This window comes from Mesorhizobium sp. P2_B11 (assembly GCF_056404855.1).
In genome coordinates this window covers 626,313-644,249 of record NZ_JBFUDF010000003.1, presented here as the reverse complement: position 1 = coordinate 644,249, position 17,937 = coordinate 626,313, and the positions used below count along the sequence as shown (strand labels likewise).

Genomic DNA, 17,937 nt, shown 5'->3' with positions numbered 1-17,937 from the left:
CCGGCAACCCCGCTCCGCTTTCCGACTCGTGGCCCAACCTGATCGCGGCGTGACTGCTTCCACCAAGTTTCTGTCATTTCACATTAGTGAGTTCGCGGCCGAGTCAGCCAATCCTACCGCGCAAACTTCTTCGCCCCGAACACACAGGCCACCACGCCGAGCGTGACGACCACCATCAGCGGGCTGACCTGCTCGTGCAGCAGCGTCGCCGCCAAAGCGAGGCCGAAGAAAGGCTGCAGCAATTGCAATTGCCCGACGGCGGCGATACCCCCTTGGGCAAGGCCGCGGTACCAGAACACGAAGCCGATCAGCATGCTGAACAGCGAGACATAGGCGAGACCGGCCCACGCGCCGGAGCCGATACCGGCAAAGGATGGCGGCAGCGTCACGAATGTCAGCACCAGCATGATTGGCAACGAGATCGCCAGCGCCCAGCAGATCACCTGCCAGCCGCCCAGCCTGCGCGATAGTGCGGCGCCCTCGGCATAGCCCAACCCGCAGACGATGATGGCGGCCAGCATCAGGCCGTCGCCGATCGGTGACGCCGTCACGCCTTGCATCAGGGCAAAACCGGCGACCAGCGCGCTGCCGATGCAGGAGAACAGCCAGAAGGCAGCGCGAGGACGCTCGCCGCCGCGCAGCACGCCGAAGATTGCGGTGGCCAGCGGCAGCAGGCCGACGAAGATGATGGAATGGGCGGAGGTGACATGCTTCAGCGCGAGCGCCGTCAGCAAGGGAAAGCCGACAACCACGCCAAGCGCCACGACCACCAGCGACAGAAAATCGCTGCGCTCCGGCCGCTTCTGCCGGAACAGGATGAGCATCGCCAGCCCGAGCAGCCCGGCAATCGCCGCGCGGGCCGAGGTGAGAAAGGTCGGATCGAAATCCGCCACCGCCACGCGCGTCGCCGGCAGCGAGCCGCTGAAAATCAGCACGCCGACGAATCCGTTCACCCAACCGCTCGCGCTCTTGTCCACTTTCTGACTCCAATGCTTTCGCCCTGTATCGCGCTGACGGCTATGGCAAAGCCAGAGACAATGCAGTACAATTTTACGAAACTGTAATGGCCGATTGAGCAATACAGATGACCGAACTCGCTTTCAAAACTGATCCTGCCGACGCCTTTGCCGCGACCACGCTTGTTGAAACTGTCATGGCAACCATTCGCCAGCGGATTGCCGCACGCAGCCTGACGCCGGGCGCGCGGCTGCCCTCGATCCGCGCTTTCGCCAAAGCCATGCAGGTGTCGAAATCCACCGTGGTCGAAGCCTATGAGCGGCTTGCCGCCGAAGGCGCGATCCGCTCCCGGCCGGGTTCGGGCTTTTTTGCCGCCGGGTCGCTGGCGCCACTGTCCTTGGCCGAGATCGGCCCGCGACTCGACCGCGAAGTCGACCCGTTGTGGGTCTCGCGCCAGTCGCTGGAAGCCGGCGGCGAGATGCTGAAACCCGGCTGCGGCTGGATGCCGGCCTCGTGGATGCCGCAGTCCGCCCTGCGCCGGGCGCTGCGCACCGTGGCACGCGCCGACGATACAGCGCTTGCCGATTACGGCACGCCGCTCGGCCTGCCGGCGCTCAGGCAATTGCTGGCGCGGCGCATGGAAGGGCACGGCATCGATGTTTCGCCCGACCAGATCATGCTAACGGAATCCGGCACGCAGGCGATCGATCTCTTGTGCCGCTTCCTCATCGAACCCGGCGATACCGTTCTGGTCGACGACCCCTGTTATTTCAATTTTCACGCGCTGCTGCGCGCCCACCGCGCCAAGGTGGTCAGCGTGCCCTATACCCAAACGGGGCCTGATATCGAACTGTTCGCGCAGGCGCTGGCCGAGCACCGGCCGCGCCTCTACATCACTAACTCGGCCATCCACAACCCGACCGGCGCCATCCTGTCGCCGGTCACCGCGCATCGGCTGCTGAAACTCGCCGACCAGTCGGACCTGACCATCGTCGAGGACGACATTTTCGCCGATTTCGAGCACAGCCCCGCGCCAAGGCTGGCGGCATTCGATGGCCTCAACCGCGTCGTCCACATCGGCAGTTTTTCCAAGACGCTGTCGGCCTCGGTGCGCTGCGGCTTCATCGCAGCGCCGCGCGACTGGATCGAGCAGCTCACCGACCTCAAGATCGCCACCACTTTCGGCGGCGGGCGGCTGGCAGCCGAACTGGTGCTGGCGCTGCTCAAGGACGGCAGCTACCGCAAGCACATGGACCTGCTGCGCGCCCGGCTTGCCCGCGCCATGAGCGAAACGGGGGCGCGCCTGAAAGCGATCGGCATCACGCCCTGGATCGACCAGCCGGCCGGCCTGTTCCTGTGGTGCAGCCTGCCCGACGGCGTGGATGCCGCCGAAATCGCTCGCCGCGCACTTGCCGAGAATGTCGTTCTGGCGCCCGGCAACGCGTTCAGCCTGTCGGGGTCAGCCAGCCGCTTCCTGCGCTTCAACGTTGCACAGTGCGGAGACGAGCGGATTTTCAAGGTGCTTGAGGCGGCAATGGCGCGTTGACGTCGCAGACTATCGAGCCGCACAAACCTCGCGCACACAGTCGCGCAGCCAGCGCTGCGCCGGATCGGCATCGAGCCGCGGGTGCCACAGCATCGAGATGGTGACTTCGACCGTGGTGACCGGTAGCGGAAAGCTGACCATGCCGGCGCGCGCGCCTTGCGTGTGCCGCTCGGGCACACTGGCAATCAGGTCGGAAGCGCGCGCCATGGCGAGTGCGGCCGAGAAGCCGGAGACCATGCACACCACGGTTCGCTGCAGGCCAAGCTGTGCCAGGGCCTCGTCGATTGGTCCTCTTTCGCGGCCGCGTCTGGAGACGCTGATGTGCCGGCCGGCCGCGTAACGCTCGGGCGTCACCCCGCCTTCGCTCAACGGATGGCCCGCTCGCACCGCGCCGACGAAGCGGTCGCGAAACAGCGCCTGTATCCGTACCTCCGGGCCGGAGTCACCAGCAACGCCGATTTCCAGATCGATCGCCGCGTCGCGCAGCGAGGCGACATCCTTGTCGGCTTTGGGCGCAAAGCGCAGCCGCACACCGGGCGCCTCAGCCTCGACGCGGGCGACAAGACGCGGCCCGAACTCCTCCACGAACCCTTCATTGGTGCGCAGCGTAAAAATCCGGTCCAGCGTCGCGAGATCGAGCAGTGTTGCCGGGCGCAGCAGCGCCTCGGCATCCGCAACGACGCGGCCAGCCTGCTGCCGCAACTCCTCCGCACGCGGTGTCGGCACCAGGCCGCGGCCGGCGCGGACCAAAAGCGGATCGCCGGTCGCTTCCCGCAGCCGCGCCAGCGTGCGGCTCATCGCCGAAGGGCTGAGCCGCAGCCGGCTTGCCGCGCGCGCCACGCTGCCTTCGGCGAGCAGGACGTCGAGCGCGAACAGCAGATTGAGATCGGGCGATGTCATCCGCGGATTGTAACACATGACATGGCGTTTAGCGCACGAATAAGATGCAAATGCTGCGCCTTTCGCCACACCAAGGTAGCGACTAGATCTCCGACAGGCCCGCTTCCGGACCAAAAAAGGAGATCGTCGTGGCAATTGCTGAGCAGAATGGAGACCGCGCTTCGACGCCATGGCAGACCTGGTCTGCCATCCTGGCATTGGCCAGCCTCTCGCTCGCCACGCTGCTGTCGTCGCTCGGCACCAGCATTGCCAGCGTAGGCTTGCCCTCCCTGATGCAGGCTTTCGACGCGTCCTTCCAGTCGGTGCAATGGGTGGTTCTCGCCTATCTGCTCGCCATCACCGCTTTGATCGTCAGCGCCGGCCGACTGGCCGACATGGTCGGCCGCCGGCCCTTGCTGCTCGGCGGCATCGCGCTGTTCACGCTGGCCTCGGTGCTCTGCGGCCTGGCGCCGACGCTCTCGCTGCTGATCGCGGCGCGTGCCGTGCAAGGGCTTGGCGCGGCGCTGATGATGGCGCTGACGCTGGCCTTTGTTGCGGAGACCGTGACCAAGGAGAGAACCGGCAGCGCCATGGGCCTGCTCGGCGCCATGTCGGCGATCGGCACGACGCTCGGCCCTTCGCTCGGCGGCCTGCTGATTGCCGGCTTCGGCTGGCGGGCAATCTTCCTCGTCAATGTCCCGCTGGGCGTCGCGGCCTTCGCTCTCGCCTGGCTGGCGCTGCCCGCCCGCGGCAAGGCTGCCGAAGCCGATCGCGGCAGCTTCGATGCGGTAGGCACGGCCCTGCTCGCGTTGACGCTCGCCGCCTATGCGCTGGCGATGACGCTCGGCCGCGGCCATTTCGGCACACTCAACATCGGCCTGCTGATCGCGGCCGGCATCGGCGTCGTTCTGTTCGGCATTGTGCAGACGCGGGCGAAGAATCCCTTGATCCGGCTTGCCCGGTTGTACGACATCCGGCTCACCGCCAGCCTCGCCATGAACCTCGTCGTCGCCACGGTGATGATGGCGACCCTGGTGGTCGCTCCGTTCTATCTGTCGCGCGGGCTCGGGCTTGATGCCGCGATGGTCGGTGTGGTGTTGTCGACAGGTCCACTGGTCTCGGCGCTCTCGGCGCTGATTGCCGGCCGCCTCACCGATCGCTTCGGCGCGCACAGGATGATGGTCGCCGGGCTGTTCAGCCTCACCATCGGCACCTCATTGCTGTCTCTGGCGATGACAGCACTCGGCATTGCCAGTTATGTCGTGCCGATCGCCGTCACCTGCTTCGGCTACGCGCTGTTCCAGACCTCCAACAATGCAGCCGTGATGAGCGGTGTCGCCGCCGGCGAACGTGGCGTCGTGTCCGGCCTGCTCAATCTGTCACGCAATCTCGGCCTGATCACCGGCGCATCGCTGATGGGCGCCATCTTTGCGGTCGCCTCGGCCGGAGAAAGTCCGTTGACCTCAGCGGCAGCCGCCCACGGCATGCAGGTCACCTTTCAGACGGCGACGGCGCTGGCAGTGGCTGCACTGTTGCTGGCGCTGTTTTCTGCCCGCGCCGCCGGCAGGTCGGCCTAGGCTCCGGCCCGCTTGCGGCGCTCATACAGCATGACAAGCGTTTCGGCGGTCAGTGCCGGCCTGTGCTCACCTTCGATCTCGACCGTGTTGGCGGCCTTCATCAGATACTGGCCCGGCCCCCTGTCCTCCACAGACAACAGCGTGGCGCGCAGTCTGATTCGTGCGCCAACCCTGACCGGCGCCAGGAAACGCACCTTGTCGAAGCCGTAATTGAAGGCGGCTTGCGTGTTTTCGGGCACGATGCCCATATCGAGCGCCAATGCGCCGATGATCGACAGCGTCAGATAGCCATGCGCGATCGTGGTGCGAAACGGGCTTTGCCGCTTCGCCCGCTCCGGATCGACGTGAATCCACTGATGGTCGCCGGTACATTCGGCGAACTGGTTGATGCGGCTCTGGTCGATCGTCGTCCATTCCGACACGCCGAGCTCCTGCCCGGCCATCGCCCTTAGCTGCTCAAAGGTCGGCGGCGTTTTCGGCCGTAGTTCCGTCATTCCTGCTTTCCCGATGGCTCCAACTGCCTCGGACCACGAACCGACAGCCCCTGTCAATTCGCCTGTTGCGATTCCGTTCCGTCATTTTCCGCCAAACGGCAGGGCTCGTCCATGGCCATGCGCCGCACACGGCCGGTCTGTACAGAGGCGGCAGGCAGCGGTCATGCCGTGCCTGACATCACTTCCTCTTCTCGTAGCCGGAGCGGATCTCCTCCATCGCTTCCTTGATGCGCTCGCGCAGGATCTCGACGGATTCGGTGCCGGATTTCTTGACCAGTTCGGCCACTTCGCTGGCATTTTTAAGCGCCGCTTCGAAGGATTTCTTGGCGAACTCCGCCTGCTTGGACATCAGCTCCTGCGGATTGCCTGGCGCCTTGTAGTTATGCGCCATGTCGCTGACTTCGCGCAGCGTGTCCTGCAGCATCTCGCGCTGCCTGGACAGAAGCGACGTCGCGCCGGCAGCGCCCGCCCGCGCCGATTTCTCCAGCGCCTCGAGGTTCTTGCGGTGGTGCTCGAGGATCGCCTCGACATTCGGCACCTTCAGGTCGCGGCCGAAGCGACTGAACATGTCCAGGAACGAATCGGAGTCGGGTTGTTTGGCCATTGCTCGTTTGCTCCCCAGTTTGCGCAAATGCTGAACCCTAACCCAAACAATAGCACTCGCGCGCCGCGTGTCCATTCGCCCGCGCAATGCAATTTGGCGGCGAGCATGATCCCGAAAAGTGGGAACCGGTTTTCTCGGACAAAACGGAAACCGTTTTGTCCAGAGATCATGCTCCAACAAAGAGCACGTCAGCCGGCAAGCAACAGCCGTTCGCCTAGATAGAGCGCGACGCCGGCAAGGCCCCCGATGATCATGCCGTTGAAGCGGATATATTGCAGGTCCCTGCCGATGTTCATCTCGATCAGCCGGGTCAGTTGGGCAAGGTCCCAACGCTTGACCTGGTCGGCGATGAATGTCGACACACCGCTCTTCTGGCTCTCCACGAACGAGGCCAGCGCCACGACAAAGCCCTGGTTCATGTCGGCTCTGATCTGCGGATCGCCGGCGAGATGGCGGCCGACCTCGACGAACATGTTGGCGAGATGTGCGCGAACAATCGAATTCTCCGCCTTGGCGTCCTGTTCGATGAACAGGCGCAGACTTTCCCACATGTCACCGGCCAGCGCCTTGACCTCGGGCCGTGCCAGGAAATCGCGCTTCAGTTTCTCGGCCCGCTTGGCATATTGCTTCGAGGTCCTGAGCCGCTCGATGAAGCTATGTGCGAAACGGTCGAATTCAGCGCGCATCGGGTGATCAGGATCGGCCCGTACCTCGTCGAGCAGCGAACCGGCGGACGCGACGATCTTCTTCAACAGATACGCGTCGGCGCGGAACAGGTTGAACAGCGACGGCAGTTCCTCGCGGATTTTTTCGCGCATGGTCGCCAGCGCCTCTTCGTCGTTCAGGAACCGGCCGATCACCCGGGTGAACTCGTCGAACAGTTTCTGGTGGCGGCGGTCGTCGGTCAGCGCCGACAGAAGGTCGGCGGCCAGAGGCGCCAGCGGCACCTTGTCGATCTGCTCCAGCATGCGGCTGGTGACGAAGCCGCGCAGGCCGGATTGCTCAATTGCCGCAAGCGTCTGCGGCACCAGCCGCACGACAAAGCGCGACAGGCCGGCAGAGCGTTCGGCGTCGGTCAGCCAGTCGGCGACGAGTGCTGCAAAATCGACTTCGGCGAGCTTTTCGCGCACCGGGTCCGGCGCCAGGAAATTGACCTCGATGAAGCGGCCGAGATTGTCGGCGATGCGGCTCTGGTTCTCCGGGATGATGGCGGTGTGCGGGATCGGCAGGCCAAGCGGCCGCTTGAACAGCGCCACCACCGCATACCAGTCGGCCAGGCCGCCAATGGTCGCCGCCTCGGCGAAGGCCGCCACGAAGCCGAGCCACGGATAGGTGCCCTCGAACGATTTGGCCACGGCAAAGACCACGACGCAAAGCGCCAGCGCAGCTGTCGCGAGGAACTTTGTCCACCGCAGCGCGGAAAGCTTGGCGCCCGCCTCGGTGTCGAAACCGCCGGACGCCAGGGACGGAGCCGATTGAGACATGGTGGGCCGCTCCTCGTCGATCTCAGGGGTATTTAGGGACTGTTTCGGCCGGCGACATGACCGGACGGGCCGATTCGCCTCAAGACATGCCGATTAAGCACACAAAGTTGACACGAATATTCATCTATCGTGCAATCCCAGTCTGGAATTGTTCCAAGGTATAGGCCATATTCCGACGAGGCCAGTGTGGGCGAATCCGAAACTCCGGGTGAGAAAGCCGCACCAGCAAAAATCTCAAATCTGGTGCAGTTCCAAAGCGCCAGCACGTGGGTGAGGAATGAAATGCGGTTAACGCGCCAGACCAATTACGCCATGCGCATCCTGATGTATTGCGCCGCAAACACAGAACGGCTGAGCCGCATTCCGGAAATCGCGGCCGCTTATTCGGTGTCGGAGCTTTTCCTGTTCAAGATCCTGCAGCCGCTGGTCGAGCATGGTCTGGTCGAGACGGTGCGCGGCAGGAATGGCGGTGTCAGGCTTGGCCGTCCCGCCGAGCAGATCAACCTGTTCGACGTCGTGCGGGTGACCGAAGAGAGCTTCGCCATGGCCGAGTGCTTCGAGAACGACGCGGCCGAATGCCCGCTGGTCGACAGCTGTGCGCTGAACTCCGCGCTGCGTGAGGCGCTCAACGCCTTCTTTGCCGTACTCTCGCGCTACACGATCGCCGATATGGTGGCAGCGCGTCCGAATGTGCGCCATTTGCTCGGCATCGACATGCTCGTTCAGCGAGCCCCGGCCGCCTGAGTTTCTAGGCGGCCGACTGCGGCAATACGAACGGCACGTTTCCGGTTGGCAGTACGCCGACCTTGAGCCGGCAATCGAACACTTTTTCGATCAGATCGTCGCTCAGCACCTCTTGCGGCGAGCCATTGGCCGCGAGCCGGCCGCGATGCATGACGAAGATCCGGTCCGCATACATAGCCGTCAGATTGAGGTCGTGCAGGATGGCGATCACGCCGCCGCCGCGCCGGGCAAAGTCGCGGGCGATGTTCATGATGATCAGCTGGTGCTTGATGTCGAGGCTGGACACCGGCTCGTCGAGATAGAGATAGCGCGGCTTGCCGTCGAGCACCGGCGCCCAGACCTGGCACAGCACGCGCGCCAGCTGCACGCGCTGCTGTTCGCCGCCTGAAAGCTCCTGGTAGAACCGGCCGGCAAACCCGTCGAGGTCGACCCGCGCCAGCGCCCGCTCCGGCAGCCTTTCATTTTCGCCCGGCAGCACGCCAGAGCGGCCGCCGACAAGACCGAGCCTGACCACTTCGCGCACCGTGAACGGAAAGGACAGCGTGGTCGCTTGCGGCAGCACAGCGCGCGCTGTCGCGGCCTCCACCGGCTTCATCGCCGCGAGGTCGCGACCGTTGACGGTCACTGTGCCCGTAAACGCCAGATCGCCCGACAAGGCCTTCAGAAAAGTCGTCTTGCCCGAGCCGTTGGGCCCGACGATTGCCGCGATCTCACCCGGCCGCGCGGCAAAATCGACATTGGCGACGATGCGCTTGCCGCCGATCGCCACCGAGACATCGCGTGCTTCGATCATGCTGGCCTCACAGGTTTCAAGTCTCACAAGTCGATTACGCCGCGCTTGCGCAGCAGGATCCAGAGGAAGAACGGCGCGCCGGCGATCGCCGTGACGATGCCGATCGGCAGTTCGGCCGGCGCCACGATGACGCGCGCGACGGCATCGGCCAGAAGCAGCATCGAGGCGCCGAGCAGTGCCGATGCCGGCAAGAGATAGCGATTGTCAGGGCCGATCAGCAGCCGCAGCAGATGCGGCACGACGATGCCGACGAAGCCGATGCCACCGCTGACCGCGACCGAAGCGCCGACCGCCGCCGAGACGCTGACAATCGCGGTGTATTTCAGCCGCTGCACCGGAATGCCGAGATGCCCGGCCGTCGCCTCGCCGAGCGCCAGCGCATTGAGGCCGCGGGCCATGAACGGCATCGCCGCCAGCGCCAGAACGATGATCGGGCCGACGGAAGCGATCTTCGGCCAGGTGGCGCCGCCGAGCGAACCCAGCTGCCAGAAGGTCAGGTCGCGCAATTGCCGGTCGTCGGCCATGAAGATCAGGATGCCGGTCAGCGCCATGGCAAGGGCGGCCAGCGCAATGCCGGCAAGCAGCATGGTGGCGACCGAGGTGCGCCCCTGCCGCGTGGCGACACGGTAGAGCACCAGCGTCACCGCGAGGCCGCCGCAAAAGGCGGCGAGCGGCAAGGCCAAACTACCGAGTGCCAAAGTGAGCGGCGCCAGCCAGCTCGTGCCGAGCACAATGACGGCGACCGCGCCGAGGCTCGATCCGGCGGACACCCCGATCAGGCCGGGATCGGCGAGCGGATTGCGAAACAGGCCCTGCATGACCGCGCCCGATACGGCGAGTGCCGCGCCGATCAGCACGCCGAGCAGCACGCGCGGCATGCGAATGTCGTAGACGATCAGCCGGTCGCGGGCGCCGAGCGCGGCATCGGCCGGCACGGTGCCGGTCAGCCAGTCGCGGATGACGCCGACGGCCGACGCATCGGAGGCGCCCGATGTCAGCGACAGGAACATGGAAAGCGCAAGCACCAGGCACAAAAGCACGATGACAAGGCGCGCCCGCCCCGAACGATCGCCCTCTGCCGCCACCTTGCCCGCTGCGCCGGCGATCGACTGATCCACCATTCGCTCAGTCCGTGACCTGACTGCCATAGAGCGAGACGGCGAGATCGTGGATGGCGGCCGCCGTGCGCGGCCCGAAGCCAAGCAGATAACTGCCATCCATCAAGATCAGTTTGCGGCCTTCGCCGGCCGGCGTCGAGGTGACCGACGGGATGGCGAACAGCTCGTCTTCATTAACCGGCGGTCCGGCATTCTTCATGGCCAGGATCACGTCCGGCCTGGCAGTCACGATGGCCTCGTCGGACATCGGCTTGTAGCCGGAAAAGCCTTCGACCGCGTTGACCGCGCCGGCGAGCTTGATGATCCCGTCGCCGGCGGTGTCGCTGCCGGCGGCGAGGATCTTGCCGCCCTGGATCGACAGCACGAACAGGATGCGCTTGCGATCCTTGATCGACGCCGTCTGTTTTTCGGCCGACTTCAGCTTGGCGTCGGTCTCGGCCACCAGCGCCTCTGCCTTGGCGTCGACGCCGAGCGCCTTGCCGACAATGCGGATCTTTTCCAGAATGCCGTCATGGCTGTAGTGCTCGGGCACGTCGATAAACGGAACGCTCGACTTTTTCAGCACATCGACCGCTTCCTTCGGGCCGCTGCCATGCAGCGCCAGAATGCCGGACGGATTGACCGACAAGACACCTTCCGCTGACAGCTGGCGCATATAGCCGACGTCGGGCAGCGCCATGGCGGCGGCGGGATAGCGGCTGGTCGAATCGCGGGCGACAAGATGGCCCTCTTCGCCAAGCGCATAGACGATCTCGGTGATCGAGCCGCCGATCGCGGCGACCCGCGACGCGTCGGCAAATACGGCGAGGTTTTCGGTGGCCGGAGCGGGTGCCGCAAGAAGCAGTGATAGGCCCATCGCCACGGCAAGCGTTGGGCGCGGAAACAGTGAAATCATCGTCGTGGCTTTCAGGCTGCGGTCGGGCTTGGAATACGCGGCAGATTCTCGGCCAGGAACCGCCAGTCGTCGCGCTCGCCCTCGCCTTCATAGCGCTTGCCGAAGAACTGGATGATCATCTTGCCGTCGGCGCCATAGGCCTCGAGCGAGGTGACGTGACCGTCCTTGGTCGGCTTGCGCACGGCCCAGACCTCCTGGATGTGATCGGTGCGCAAATGCAGGTGGAAGGTCTCGTCCATGACGTTGATCCAAGGCCCCATCGGTTTGATCGACTTGACCGGGCCGGAATGGATCTGGATGCAGCCGCGATTTCCCACGAAGCACATGATCGGCATGCCATCGGCTGCGGCAAGGTGGAACATGGCGCTAACGGCGTCATTGTCGAGCAGCCAGGCATAGTCCTGGCCGACCATGCGCACGGCCTGGCGGCGGCTGAGTTTCAGCGCCTTCAGCATGCCGAAGAACTGATGCACGTCGGTCAGCCGACTCCAGCGGTCGCGCAGATCGTCGATGTTGGCGTTAGCACCGGGCGTCTCCGCGTCATCGTCGGCAAGGCCTGCGATAGACACGGTCGGCTCCTGGTTCGATGATTCGAGTGCCGCCACCAGCTTCTGGTAGGCGTAGAGATTGGACGCCGGACGCAGATGCACCTTGTGCACGGCATCGCCCGCCGCGTCGAAGAATTGCAGGCTGTGGCGGATGTCGCCGCCGTGGCGCTTTTCCACGGCAAAGCCATGCGCCCAGACTTTCGGGAAGATGCGCAGGTCGATGTTTTCGCCCAGAACCATGGCGTTGTGCGCGCCGGGCACGACCTTGTCGTAGACACCGATCTTCTCGTGCACCGCGCTTTCGTTGCGGGTCAGCGCCATCACTTCGCCGACGGCGTCGAGGCCGGTCAGCAGATCGTTGACCCGCGGCTCGACGCGCACGACGCCGTCACCGCAATGCGCGGCGACCAGTTCGGCCTCCGAAATGCCGAGTTCGGCCGCGAGATCGCGCTCGCGCGCTTTCGGATTGTCTGCCCGCGCCCGCCGGATTTCATGCGGGGCGGGTTTTACGCGCTGGTCCATGTCCTGCTTACCTGTCTGCCCTGTCCGGTTATTTACTTGTTGAGGATGAGCTTGCCCTGGCGGGTGATCTTGAGCCGGTAGAGCGCGCCATGGTGCTCGATGCCGATCTCGTGCTCGCCCTGGAACAGCGTGTTGGACGACAAGGTCCTCACCGCCAACGGCACACGGTCGAAGCGGGTCGGCGTCTCCTCGGTGCGGCGGACGCGGTAACGGAAGTCGTTGGGATTGTGGGTGTTCATTTCTGTCTATCCCTTTCCTGTGCCGGGCGTCTGGCTAGACGTTGCAAAAATGCCGATTCATTTCTTGACTCGAATAGTCATGTTTATTAGTCAGTGCATTACCGGACCAAATGAGTCAACATTTAAGACGCCGGACGAAATGAAAAATGCCAGCGAGCGCCGCCGCCAGCCAGCATCGAACCTGGATTTGGAGTTGGGGCAATGGGGTTGGCAATTCGTGGACGACTGGATCTGGCAAACGCCGATCCGGCGCATCGGCCTATGGCAAAGACAATGGCAGCCTTGCTTGCGGGGGCAGCAGCGATCGCATTGTTGGCGCAGCCGGCCAGCGCGCAACAAACTACCGACCAACAGCAGACTGATCCGAGCAAGAAAACCGACGACACCAAGCCTGCGCCCGTCGGCGTGACGCTGCTCGACAAGATCCTCGTCATCAGCCGCACCGGCGAAACGGCAATCGAGTCGCTGGCCTCTGCCAGCCATGTCGACCAGGAACAGCTCGACCGCCGCATGGCGACGACACCCAACGAAATGCTGCTCGGCGTGCCGGGCGTCACCGTGCAGGCCGACGCACGGCGCGTCAGTTCCAGCATCAACATCCGCGGCCTGCAGGATTTCGGCCGCGTCGCGGTGATCGTCGACGGTGCCAGGCAGAATTTCCAGCGCTCCGACCACGGCACGCAGTCGACGTTCTACGTCGACCCGGAGCTCATCAAATCCATCGACGTCATTCGCGGTCCCACAGCCAACACCTATGGCTCCGGCGCCATTGGCGGCGTCGTCTTCTTCGACACCAAGGATGCCGAGGACTTCTTGAAGCCCGGAGAGACCTGGGCCGGCTCCGTCACCGGGCGCTATGAAAGCAACGGCAAGGGCTGGACCACCAGCGCCAGCGGCGCCTACAAATTCAACGAGAACTGGGACGTCCTGGGCAACATCGTCTACCGCGACTACGACGACTACAAGAATGGCAGCGGCGACACCGTCGCCGGCACCGGCTTCGACGTGCTGAGCGGCCTGCTCAAGACCACCATCCGCCCGAGCGAAAACAGCGAATTGAAGCTCGGCTGGGTCGGTTCGAGCGATGGCTGGACGGAAACCAGCGGTGGCGTGCCGGCCAACGACGTAGACCTGAAGTCGAACACTTTTACCGCTCGTTACAACATCACCGATGACGCCAGGAGCTGGCTCGATCTCCACATCAACGCCTCCTACAACAAGACCAATCTCGACCTGACCACGCTCGTGCCGCAAAACCGGTTCGATCCGGTCACCGGCCTCCCCGTCGTGCTGCCGGCGGGCTCGACATCGACCTTCGATGTCGGCACCACCGGCATCGACATCTGGAACACGTCGCGCTTCGAGACATCAGGCATCGCGCACGAGCTGACCTATGGCGGTGACTGGGTCGGCGACGATGTCGAGACCGGCGGCACGTCGGGCGGCGACAGTTTTTATACGCCGTCCGGCAAACGCAACGTCTCGGGCGCCTACATCCAGGACAAGCTGAGCTGGAACTGGCTCGAAGTCATCACCGGCCTGCGCTACGACAATTACAGCCTGAAGGATTCGGAGAACGAAACCTCAGGCGACAGGCTGTCGCCGCGCATCACCGTTGGCGTCTCGCCCTTCGAAAGCGCCAGCCTGGCTGGCCTGCAATTCTATGGCACCTACGCGGAAGGCTACCGCTCGCCTTCGCTCACCGAAACGCTGATCAGCGGCAACCATCCGGCCGGCGTCACCTTCCCGTTCCTGCCCAACCCCAATCTGCGGCCTGAGACCGGCAAGACCACCGAATTCGGCGTCAACTACAAGCTGAACGATATCATCGAGGCCGGCGACGCGTTCCGGCTGAAGGCCGCCTACTTCCACAACGATGTCGACGACTACATCGAGGGCGTGACGCTGTCGCCGTTCGACCCGACCAGCGGCTGTCCGTTCGGCCCCGGCATTCCGATCTGCTTCCAGTACCAGAACTTCGCCCAGGCCAAGATCAACGGCTTTGAACTGGAAAGCGTCTACGATGCCGCCTGGGGCTATGCCGGGCTATCGGCCTCGATCATCAACGGCCACACCATCTCCTACAAGGGCGTGCGGGCCGATCTCGCCACCATCCCGTCCTCGCAGGTCACCGGGCAACTCGGCTTCCGCTTCCTTGAGGACAAGCTGACCGTCGGCGGCGAGGTGCAGTACAACGGCAAGCCGAAGGGCAATCCCGTGGCCAAGGACTATACGCTGGTCAACGCCTTCGCCAGCTACCAGGCGACCGACAATTTGAAGGTGGACTTCCGCGCCGACAATTTGTTCGATGTCAACTACACCAACCCGCTGAACGGCGGCACCACCGCCGTCATCTATGAACCCGGCATCACGCTGAAGCTGGCCGCAACCATGCGCTTTGGAGGCTGATATCAATGACAAGCTTGACGACATCGCTTCGTCTGTTGACCTCGATGCTGGCGATGTCGCTTGGCCTGGTGCCGGCGTGGGCTCAGTCCGCGCCGGCGCCACAACTCAGCCTCGAGCTCAATGCCGCGCAGCCATCCGACAAGGGCTGCCGCCTGACCTTCGTCGTCAACAATGGCCTCGGCGCCGATCTGTCCAAGGCAGCCTTCGAGATCGCGCTGTTCAACGAGGCCGGTGTCGTCGACCGTCTGAGCGTGCTCGACTTCAAGGATCTGCCGGCCGGCAAGACCAAGGTGACCCGCTTCGATCTCGCCGGCACCGACTGCACCAAACTCAGCCGCGTGCTGATCAACAGCGCCACCGAATGCGTCGGCGCCGGTGTCGAGCCGGGTGCCTGCATGCGCGGCCTGAAGACCGAGACCAAGACCGGTATCGCCTTCGGCGTCTGAGGTGGGCCTGCATCCCGCCTTCAAGCAAGACAGCGCGGCTTGGCCCGTCTCCGGTCCGCCGTCATCGCCGGCAACCGATCTTGATTTGACAATCCCGCCGCGCTCGCGGCAGGTCTCGCCGCGACACATGCAGGACATCAGCCCCCTCCCCGACGACGCCGTCAACGAACCGGCGATTGCGCCGCCCGAGCCGCTTGCGCGGCCGGCGGTCGATCGCAAATGGACGGTGGCGATCGTTGCCTCCTGCCTGCTGCACGCGGCCGCCGCGGCGGCGTTCCTGATCGCGCCCGCCGGGACATTTGAGACCGGGGATGCGATACAAGCCGAAGGCTCCCAACAATCGGGCGCCGACGTCGTCGGCACCGCTTTGAAAAATGTGCCTGACGCGATCGATGTTACCTTGGTGGCCGATCCGCAGCCGGCCAAGCCCGAGGCCCCTCAACCCGCGCCGTCAACCGAGGCGGCCCAACCCGCAAGGCAGGAGGCAACGCCCGAGCCTCCCTCGGAAGTCACCGAAGAGGCTACTCCGGACACACCGACGGCCGCCATTCCGAATGATCAAACTGTCGCCCCTGCGGCTGAGACGCCGACACCGTCAGCGGTTCAACCCCAAAGTTCAGAGGCGCCGCCCGCCGACGAGCCTCCTGTTGACTCGCCTGATGCCAAGGCCCCGGTCCCAAGCCCGAGGCCTAGCCCATCAGAATCGGTAGACGCTGGCGCGACAGATGGCGAGGAACGTGACGCGCCAACGGCGGCCAGCAAGGGTGAAAAACAGGACGCGGCCGGCAATGCGATGGAATCCGGCTACAGCGCTGAAGTTCAGGACAAGCTTACCCGTGCCAACGGCCGTGTTTCGAAAGAGATTCAGGCCAAGGCTCGCAACAATGCCAGGGTCTTTTTCGTCGTCTTGGCCGATGGCAGCATCGGCGACTTGCAGCTCGCCGAAAGTTCAGGATCGGCCGAGCTTGACCAGTTCGCGCTGAATCTGGTGCGCCAGCAGGCGCCGTTCCCGCCCATTCCACCCGAGACAGGCAGGTCAAGATGGGTGTTCAGGGCGCGGATCGGTCTGTTTTAGCGCCCTCGCTTTTGCGTTTAAAAACCATCGCCAAACGTTACATTCCACTGGAAAGGAACCGCCAATGTACATCGCCATGAACCGCTTCAAGGTCCAGAACGGCTCGGAGACCGCCTTCGAGGATGTCTGGAAGAACCGTGATTCCAGCCTCTCGGAGATGAAAGGTTTCAGGGAATTCCACTTGCTGCGCGGCCCGGTCAACGAGACCGAGGGCTACACGCTGTTTGCCTCGCACACGGTGTGGGCAAGCCACGAGGATTTTGTCGCCTGGACCAAATCCGAGAATTTCCGCGCCGCCCACCGCAACGCCGGCACCTCCAAAGTGCACTATCTCGGCCATCCGCAGTTCGAAGGCTTTTCTGTCGTCGAAGGCGCCTGAGACGGCTTCGCCTGATGACGGTCCGGGTCCGCACCATCCCGATTCTAGCCTCGCCCCAAAGGAAATGCCTTTGCGGCCTGCCGATCCTCAAGCGGTTTCCATGCCGAACAGCCGCCGCAGCGACCGGACGAAGCGCTTGCGCCGCAGCCGGATCCGGCCGCGCCGATCCAGGAAAGGCAACAGGCGCGGATCATCTGCCAAAACGCCAAAACGTCTGACATGCTGCGACAGGAATTCAGGCAGGAATGCCTTGCCATTGGCGGCGCTCAGCGAAGCCGCGTTGGCCAGGACGTAGTCAAGGACACCCGAAGCCCTGACGATCTCGCGCGCCTGATAACCCGGCGACAGTTGCACGTGGCCGCCGGCAAAAGAAGCACTGGTTGATTCATTGGCCCCATGCAGGCGATAGAGGCCGAGGCATTCGGACAGGATCAGGCTGCCTGCCGCCAGATGCGCACATGTCGCTGCGAGATAATCAGTCCCCATCTCGGCCTTGAATGGAAAGCCCAGAACCGGTTCCAGCGCGCCACGCCGGAAAACCATCGATGACGTCGGCGCCCATATCCAGCCATAGGCATCGGGGCCAAAATAGGTGATCGGACACTCCGACGAATAGGCGATGTCAGGCGCAAGCTCGCCAAGCTGCTTGCCGGGCGTGACGGCGAAGCCTCGTGCGTCAGGGTTGAAACGCGGCTTGCGCAGCAGAGGATGGGTGCCGCTCAAAAGCTGGCGATCGCGGTCGATCAGAAAAAGATCGCAACTCGACAAGGCCGCCGTGCGTGTCGCGTTCAAATGGGCCGACAGATGCGCCTTGAGAAAGTCCGGCAGCCATACATCGTCGGAATCGAGAAACGCCACGAACGGCGCATCGGTCGCGGCGAAGCCGTCGCGAAATCCCGCGATTTGCCCGCCATTCTCCGCGCGCGCCAGCAGACGAAAGCGCGGATCGTCTATTGTCTGGAGCAGGTGCCGGATATGTTCGGCCGAGCCATCGGTCGAACCATCGTCGACGATGACGCAGTCCCATTTCCGATAGGTTTGCGCCAGGACCGAACGGATGGCGTCCTCGACATAGGGGCGGTAATTATAGCTGGTGATAACCACCGACACGCGCGGCAGCTCAAACGGTCGGAAAATGTCTTCCATCTGTTCGGCTGCGCCTGCTCAAGTTGCTGCCTGCAGCACTAGCGCATACCCCCACAATCCGACGCAGGCAAGCGAGCCGCGA

Annotated in this window: 18 protein-coding genes; 7 read left to right on the top strand and 11 right to left on the bottom strand. The window is 64.0% G+C overall.

The window, feature by feature from the left end; all coding sequences use genetic code 11:
* Positions 1-113 precede the first annotated feature (113 nt).
* Positions 114-977: a DMT family transporter gene (locus AC1DYJ_RS11645; RefSeq protein ID WP_477280891.1), complete on the bottom strand. Its 864-nt coding sequence runs from the start codon at positions 975-977 to the stop codon at positions 114-116.
* A 107-nt stretch (positions 978-1,084) separates the two neighbouring features.
* On the opposite strand from AC1DYJ_RS11645, the gene AC1DYJ_RS11640 reads away from it, so the two are divergent.
* On the top strand, positions 1,085-2,503 hold the full coding sequence (locus tag AC1DYJ_RS11640; protein ID WP_477280889.1) for an aminotransferase-like domain-containing protein: 1,419 nt from the start codon (positions 1,085-1,087) through the stop codon (positions 2,501-2,503).
* Between the two features lie 9 nt (positions 2,504-2,512).
* Here AC1DYJ_RS11640 and AC1DYJ_RS11635 read toward each other — a convergent pair whose 3' ends face one another.
* Positions 2,513-3,403, bottom strand: a complete 891-nt coding sequence (locus AC1DYJ_RS11635) for a LysR family transcriptional regulator (protein WP_477280888.1) — start codon at positions 3,401-3,403, stop codon at positions 2,513-2,515.
* A gap of 128 nt (positions 3,404-3,531) precedes the next feature.
* On the opposite strand from AC1DYJ_RS11635, the gene AC1DYJ_RS11630 reads away from it, so the two are divergent.
* Entirely contained in the window at positions 3,532-4,959 is a 1,428-nt protein-coding gene (locus tag AC1DYJ_RS11630; RefSeq protein WP_477280886.1) for an MFS transporter, read from the top strand.
* Here AC1DYJ_RS11630 and AC1DYJ_RS11625 read toward each other — a convergent pair.
* The 3 genes from AC1DYJ_RS11625 to AC1DYJ_RS11615 form a co-directional block, all read right to left on the bottom strand.
* Positions 4,956-5,453: a MaoC family dehydratase gene (locus AC1DYJ_RS11625; protein ID WP_477280884.1), complete on the bottom strand. Its 498-nt coding sequence runs from the start codon at positions 5,451-5,453 to the stop codon at positions 4,956-4,958. The two genes, AC1DYJ_RS11630 and AC1DYJ_RS11625, sit on opposite strands and share 4 nt — an antisense overlap.
* 178 nt (positions 5,454-5,631) lie before the next feature.
* The gene (locus AC1DYJ_RS11620) at positions 5,632-6,057 is read right to left on the bottom strand and encodes a phasin family protein (RefSeq protein WP_477280882.1); all 426 of its coding nucleotides are present in this window, start codon (positions 6,055-6,057) and stop codon (positions 5,632-5,634) included.
* Between the two features lie 188 nt (positions 6,058-6,245).
* A complete protein-coding gene (locus tag AC1DYJ_RS11615) occupies positions 6,246-7,541 on the bottom strand; it encodes a DUF445 domain-containing protein (RefSeq protein WP_477280880.1) in 1,296 nt (431 codons plus the stop codon).
* 282 nt (positions 7,542-7,823) lie between these two features.
* Between AC1DYJ_RS11615 and rirA the strand changes: the two genes are divergently transcribed.
* Positions 7,824-8,285, top strand: a complete 462-nt coding sequence (rirA, locus tag AC1DYJ_RS11610; protein ID WP_112565484.1) for an iron-responsive transcriptional regulator RirA — start codon at positions 7,824-7,826, stop codon at positions 8,283-8,285.
* A gap of 4 nt (positions 8,286-8,289) precedes the next feature.
* Here the strand turns inward: rirA and AC1DYJ_RS11605 are convergent, their stop codons facing one another.
* From AC1DYJ_RS11605 to hemP, 5 genes are read right to left on the bottom strand one after another with little or no spacing between them, the layout of a single operon-like run.
* The gene (locus AC1DYJ_RS11605) at positions 8,290-9,078 is read right to left on the bottom strand and encodes a heme ABC transporter ATP-binding protein (protein WP_477280878.1); all 789 of its coding nucleotides are present in this window, start codon (positions 9,076-9,078) and stop codon (positions 8,290-8,292) included.
* Positions 9,079-9,101: 23 nt separating this feature from the next.
* Positions 9,102-10,199 (bottom strand): FecCD family ABC transporter permease, encoded by a 1,098-nt coding sequence (locus AC1DYJ_RS11600; protein ID WP_477280876.1) that lies wholly within the window; start codon positions 10,197-10,199, stop codon positions 9,102-9,104.
* Positions 10,200-10,203: 4 nt separating this feature from the next.
* A complete protein-coding gene (locus tag AC1DYJ_RS11595) occupies positions 10,204-11,091 on the bottom strand; it encodes a heme/hemin ABC transporter substrate-binding protein (RefSeq protein WP_477280874.1) in 888 nt (295 codons plus the stop codon).
* An 11-nt stretch (positions 11,092-11,102) separates the two neighbouring features.
* Positions 11,103-12,161: a hemin-degrading factor gene (locus AC1DYJ_RS11590; RefSeq protein WP_477280872.1), complete on the bottom strand. Its 1,059-nt coding sequence runs from the start codon at positions 12,159-12,161 to the stop codon at positions 11,103-11,105.
* A 32-nt stretch (positions 12,162-12,193) separates the two neighbouring features.
* Positions 12,194-12,400: a hemin uptake protein HemP gene (hemP, locus tag AC1DYJ_RS11585; RefSeq protein ID WP_112394840.1), complete on the bottom strand. Its 207-nt coding sequence runs from the start codon at positions 12,398-12,400 to the stop codon at positions 12,194-12,196.
* 273 nt (positions 12,401-12,673) lie between these two features.
* On the opposite strand from hemP, the gene AC1DYJ_RS11580 reads away from it, so the two are divergent.
* From AC1DYJ_RS11580 to hmuQ, 4 genes are all read left to right on the top strand, one after another.
* Entirely contained in the window at positions 12,674-14,809 is a 2,136-nt protein-coding gene (locus tag AC1DYJ_RS11580; protein ID WP_477280870.1) for a TonB-dependent hemoglobin/transferrin/lactoferrin family receptor, read from the top strand.
* 5 nt (positions 14,810-14,814) lie between these two features.
* Complete coding sequence (locus AC1DYJ_RS11575) at positions 14,815-15,255, top strand: hypothetical protein (protein ID WP_477280868.1); 441 nt, start codon at positions 14,815-14,817, stop codon at positions 15,253-15,255.
* A gap of 1 nt (position 15,256) precedes the next feature.
* The gene (locus tag AC1DYJ_RS11570; protein WP_477280866.1) at positions 15,257-16,330 is read left to right on the top strand and encodes an energy transducer TonB family protein; all 1,074 of its coding nucleotides are present in this window, start codon (positions 15,257-15,259) and stop codon (positions 16,328-16,330) included.
* 64 nt (positions 16,331-16,394) lie between these two features.
* A complete protein-coding gene (gene hmuQ / locus AC1DYJ_RS11565) occupies positions 16,395-16,709 on the top strand; it encodes a heme-degrading protein HmuQ (protein ID WP_112565354.1) in 315 nt (104 codons plus the stop codon).
* Positions 16,710-16,796: 87 nt separating this feature from the next.
* Here hmuQ and AC1DYJ_RS11560 read toward each other — a convergent pair whose 3' ends face one another.
* Positions 16,797-17,855: a glycosyltransferase gene (locus tag AC1DYJ_RS11560; protein ID WP_477280863.1), complete on the bottom strand. Its 1,059-nt coding sequence runs from the start codon at positions 17,853-17,855 to the stop codon at positions 16,797-16,799.
* Positions 17,856-17,937 lie beyond the last annotated feature (82 nt).

What these genes read in the sequence shown, in the direction of transcription:
- AC1DYJ_RS11600 (WP_477280876.1), bottom strand. Translation starts at nt 10,199, where the DNA reads ATGGTGGATCAGTCGATCGCCGGCGCAGCGGGCAAGGTGGCGGCAGAG.
- hmuQ (WP_112565354.1), top strand. Translation starts at nt 16,395, where the DNA reads ATGTACATCGCCATGAACCGCTTCAAGGTCCAGAACGGCTCGGAGACC.
- AC1DYJ_RS11635 (WP_477280888.1), bottom strand. Translation starts at nt 3,403, where the DNA reads ATGACATCGCCCGATCTCAATCTGCTGTTCGCGCTCGACGTCCTGCTC.
- AC1DYJ_RS11560 (WP_477280863.1), bottom strand. Translation starts at nt 17,855, where the DNA reads ATGGAAGACATTTTCCGACCGTTTGAGCTGCCGCGCGTGTCGGTGGTT.
- AC1DYJ_RS11615 (WP_477280880.1), bottom strand. Translation starts at nt 7,541, where the DNA reads ATGTCTCAATCGGCTCCGTCCCTGGCGTCCGGCGGTTTCGACACCGAG.
- AC1DYJ_RS11625 (WP_477280884.1), bottom strand. Translation starts at nt 5,453, where the DNA reads ATGACGGAACTACGGCCGAAAACGCCGCCGACCTTTGAGCAGCTAAGG.
- AC1DYJ_RS11580 (WP_477280870.1), top strand. Translation starts at nt 12,674, where the DNA reads ATGGCAGCCTTGCTTGCGGGGGCAGCAGCGATCGCATTGTTGGCGCAG.
- hemP (WP_112394840.1), bottom strand. Translation starts at nt 12,400, where the DNA reads ATGAACACCCACAATCCCAACGACTTCCGTTACCGCGTCCGCCGCACC.
- AC1DYJ_RS11620 (WP_477280882.1), bottom strand. Translation starts at nt 6,057, where the DNA reads ATGGCCAAACAACCCGACTCCGATTCGTTCCTGGACATGTTCAGTCGC.
- AC1DYJ_RS11575 (WP_477280868.1), top strand. Translation starts at nt 14,815, where the DNA reads ATGACAAGCTTGACGACATCGCTTCGTCTGTTGACCTCGATGCTGGCG.
- AC1DYJ_RS11605 (WP_477280878.1), bottom strand. Translation starts at nt 9,078, where the DNA reads ATGATCGAAGCACGCGATGTCTCGGTGGCGATCGGCGGCAAGCGCATC.
- AC1DYJ_RS11595 (WP_477280874.1), bottom strand. Translation starts at nt 11,091, where the DNA reads ATGATTTCACTGTTTCCGCGCCCAACGCTTGCCGTGGCGATGGGCCTA.
- AC1DYJ_RS11590 (WP_477280872.1), bottom strand. Translation starts at nt 12,161, where the DNA reads ATGGACCAGCGCGTAAAACCCGCCCCGCATGAAATCCGGCGGGCGCGG.
- AC1DYJ_RS11640 (WP_477280889.1), top strand. Translation starts at nt 1,085, where the DNA reads ATGACCGAACTCGCTTTCAAAACTGATCCTGCCGACGCCTTTGCCGCG.
- rirA (WP_112565484.1), top strand. Translation starts at nt 7,824, where the DNA reads ATGCGGTTAACGCGCCAGACCAATTACGCCATGCGCATCCTGATGTAT.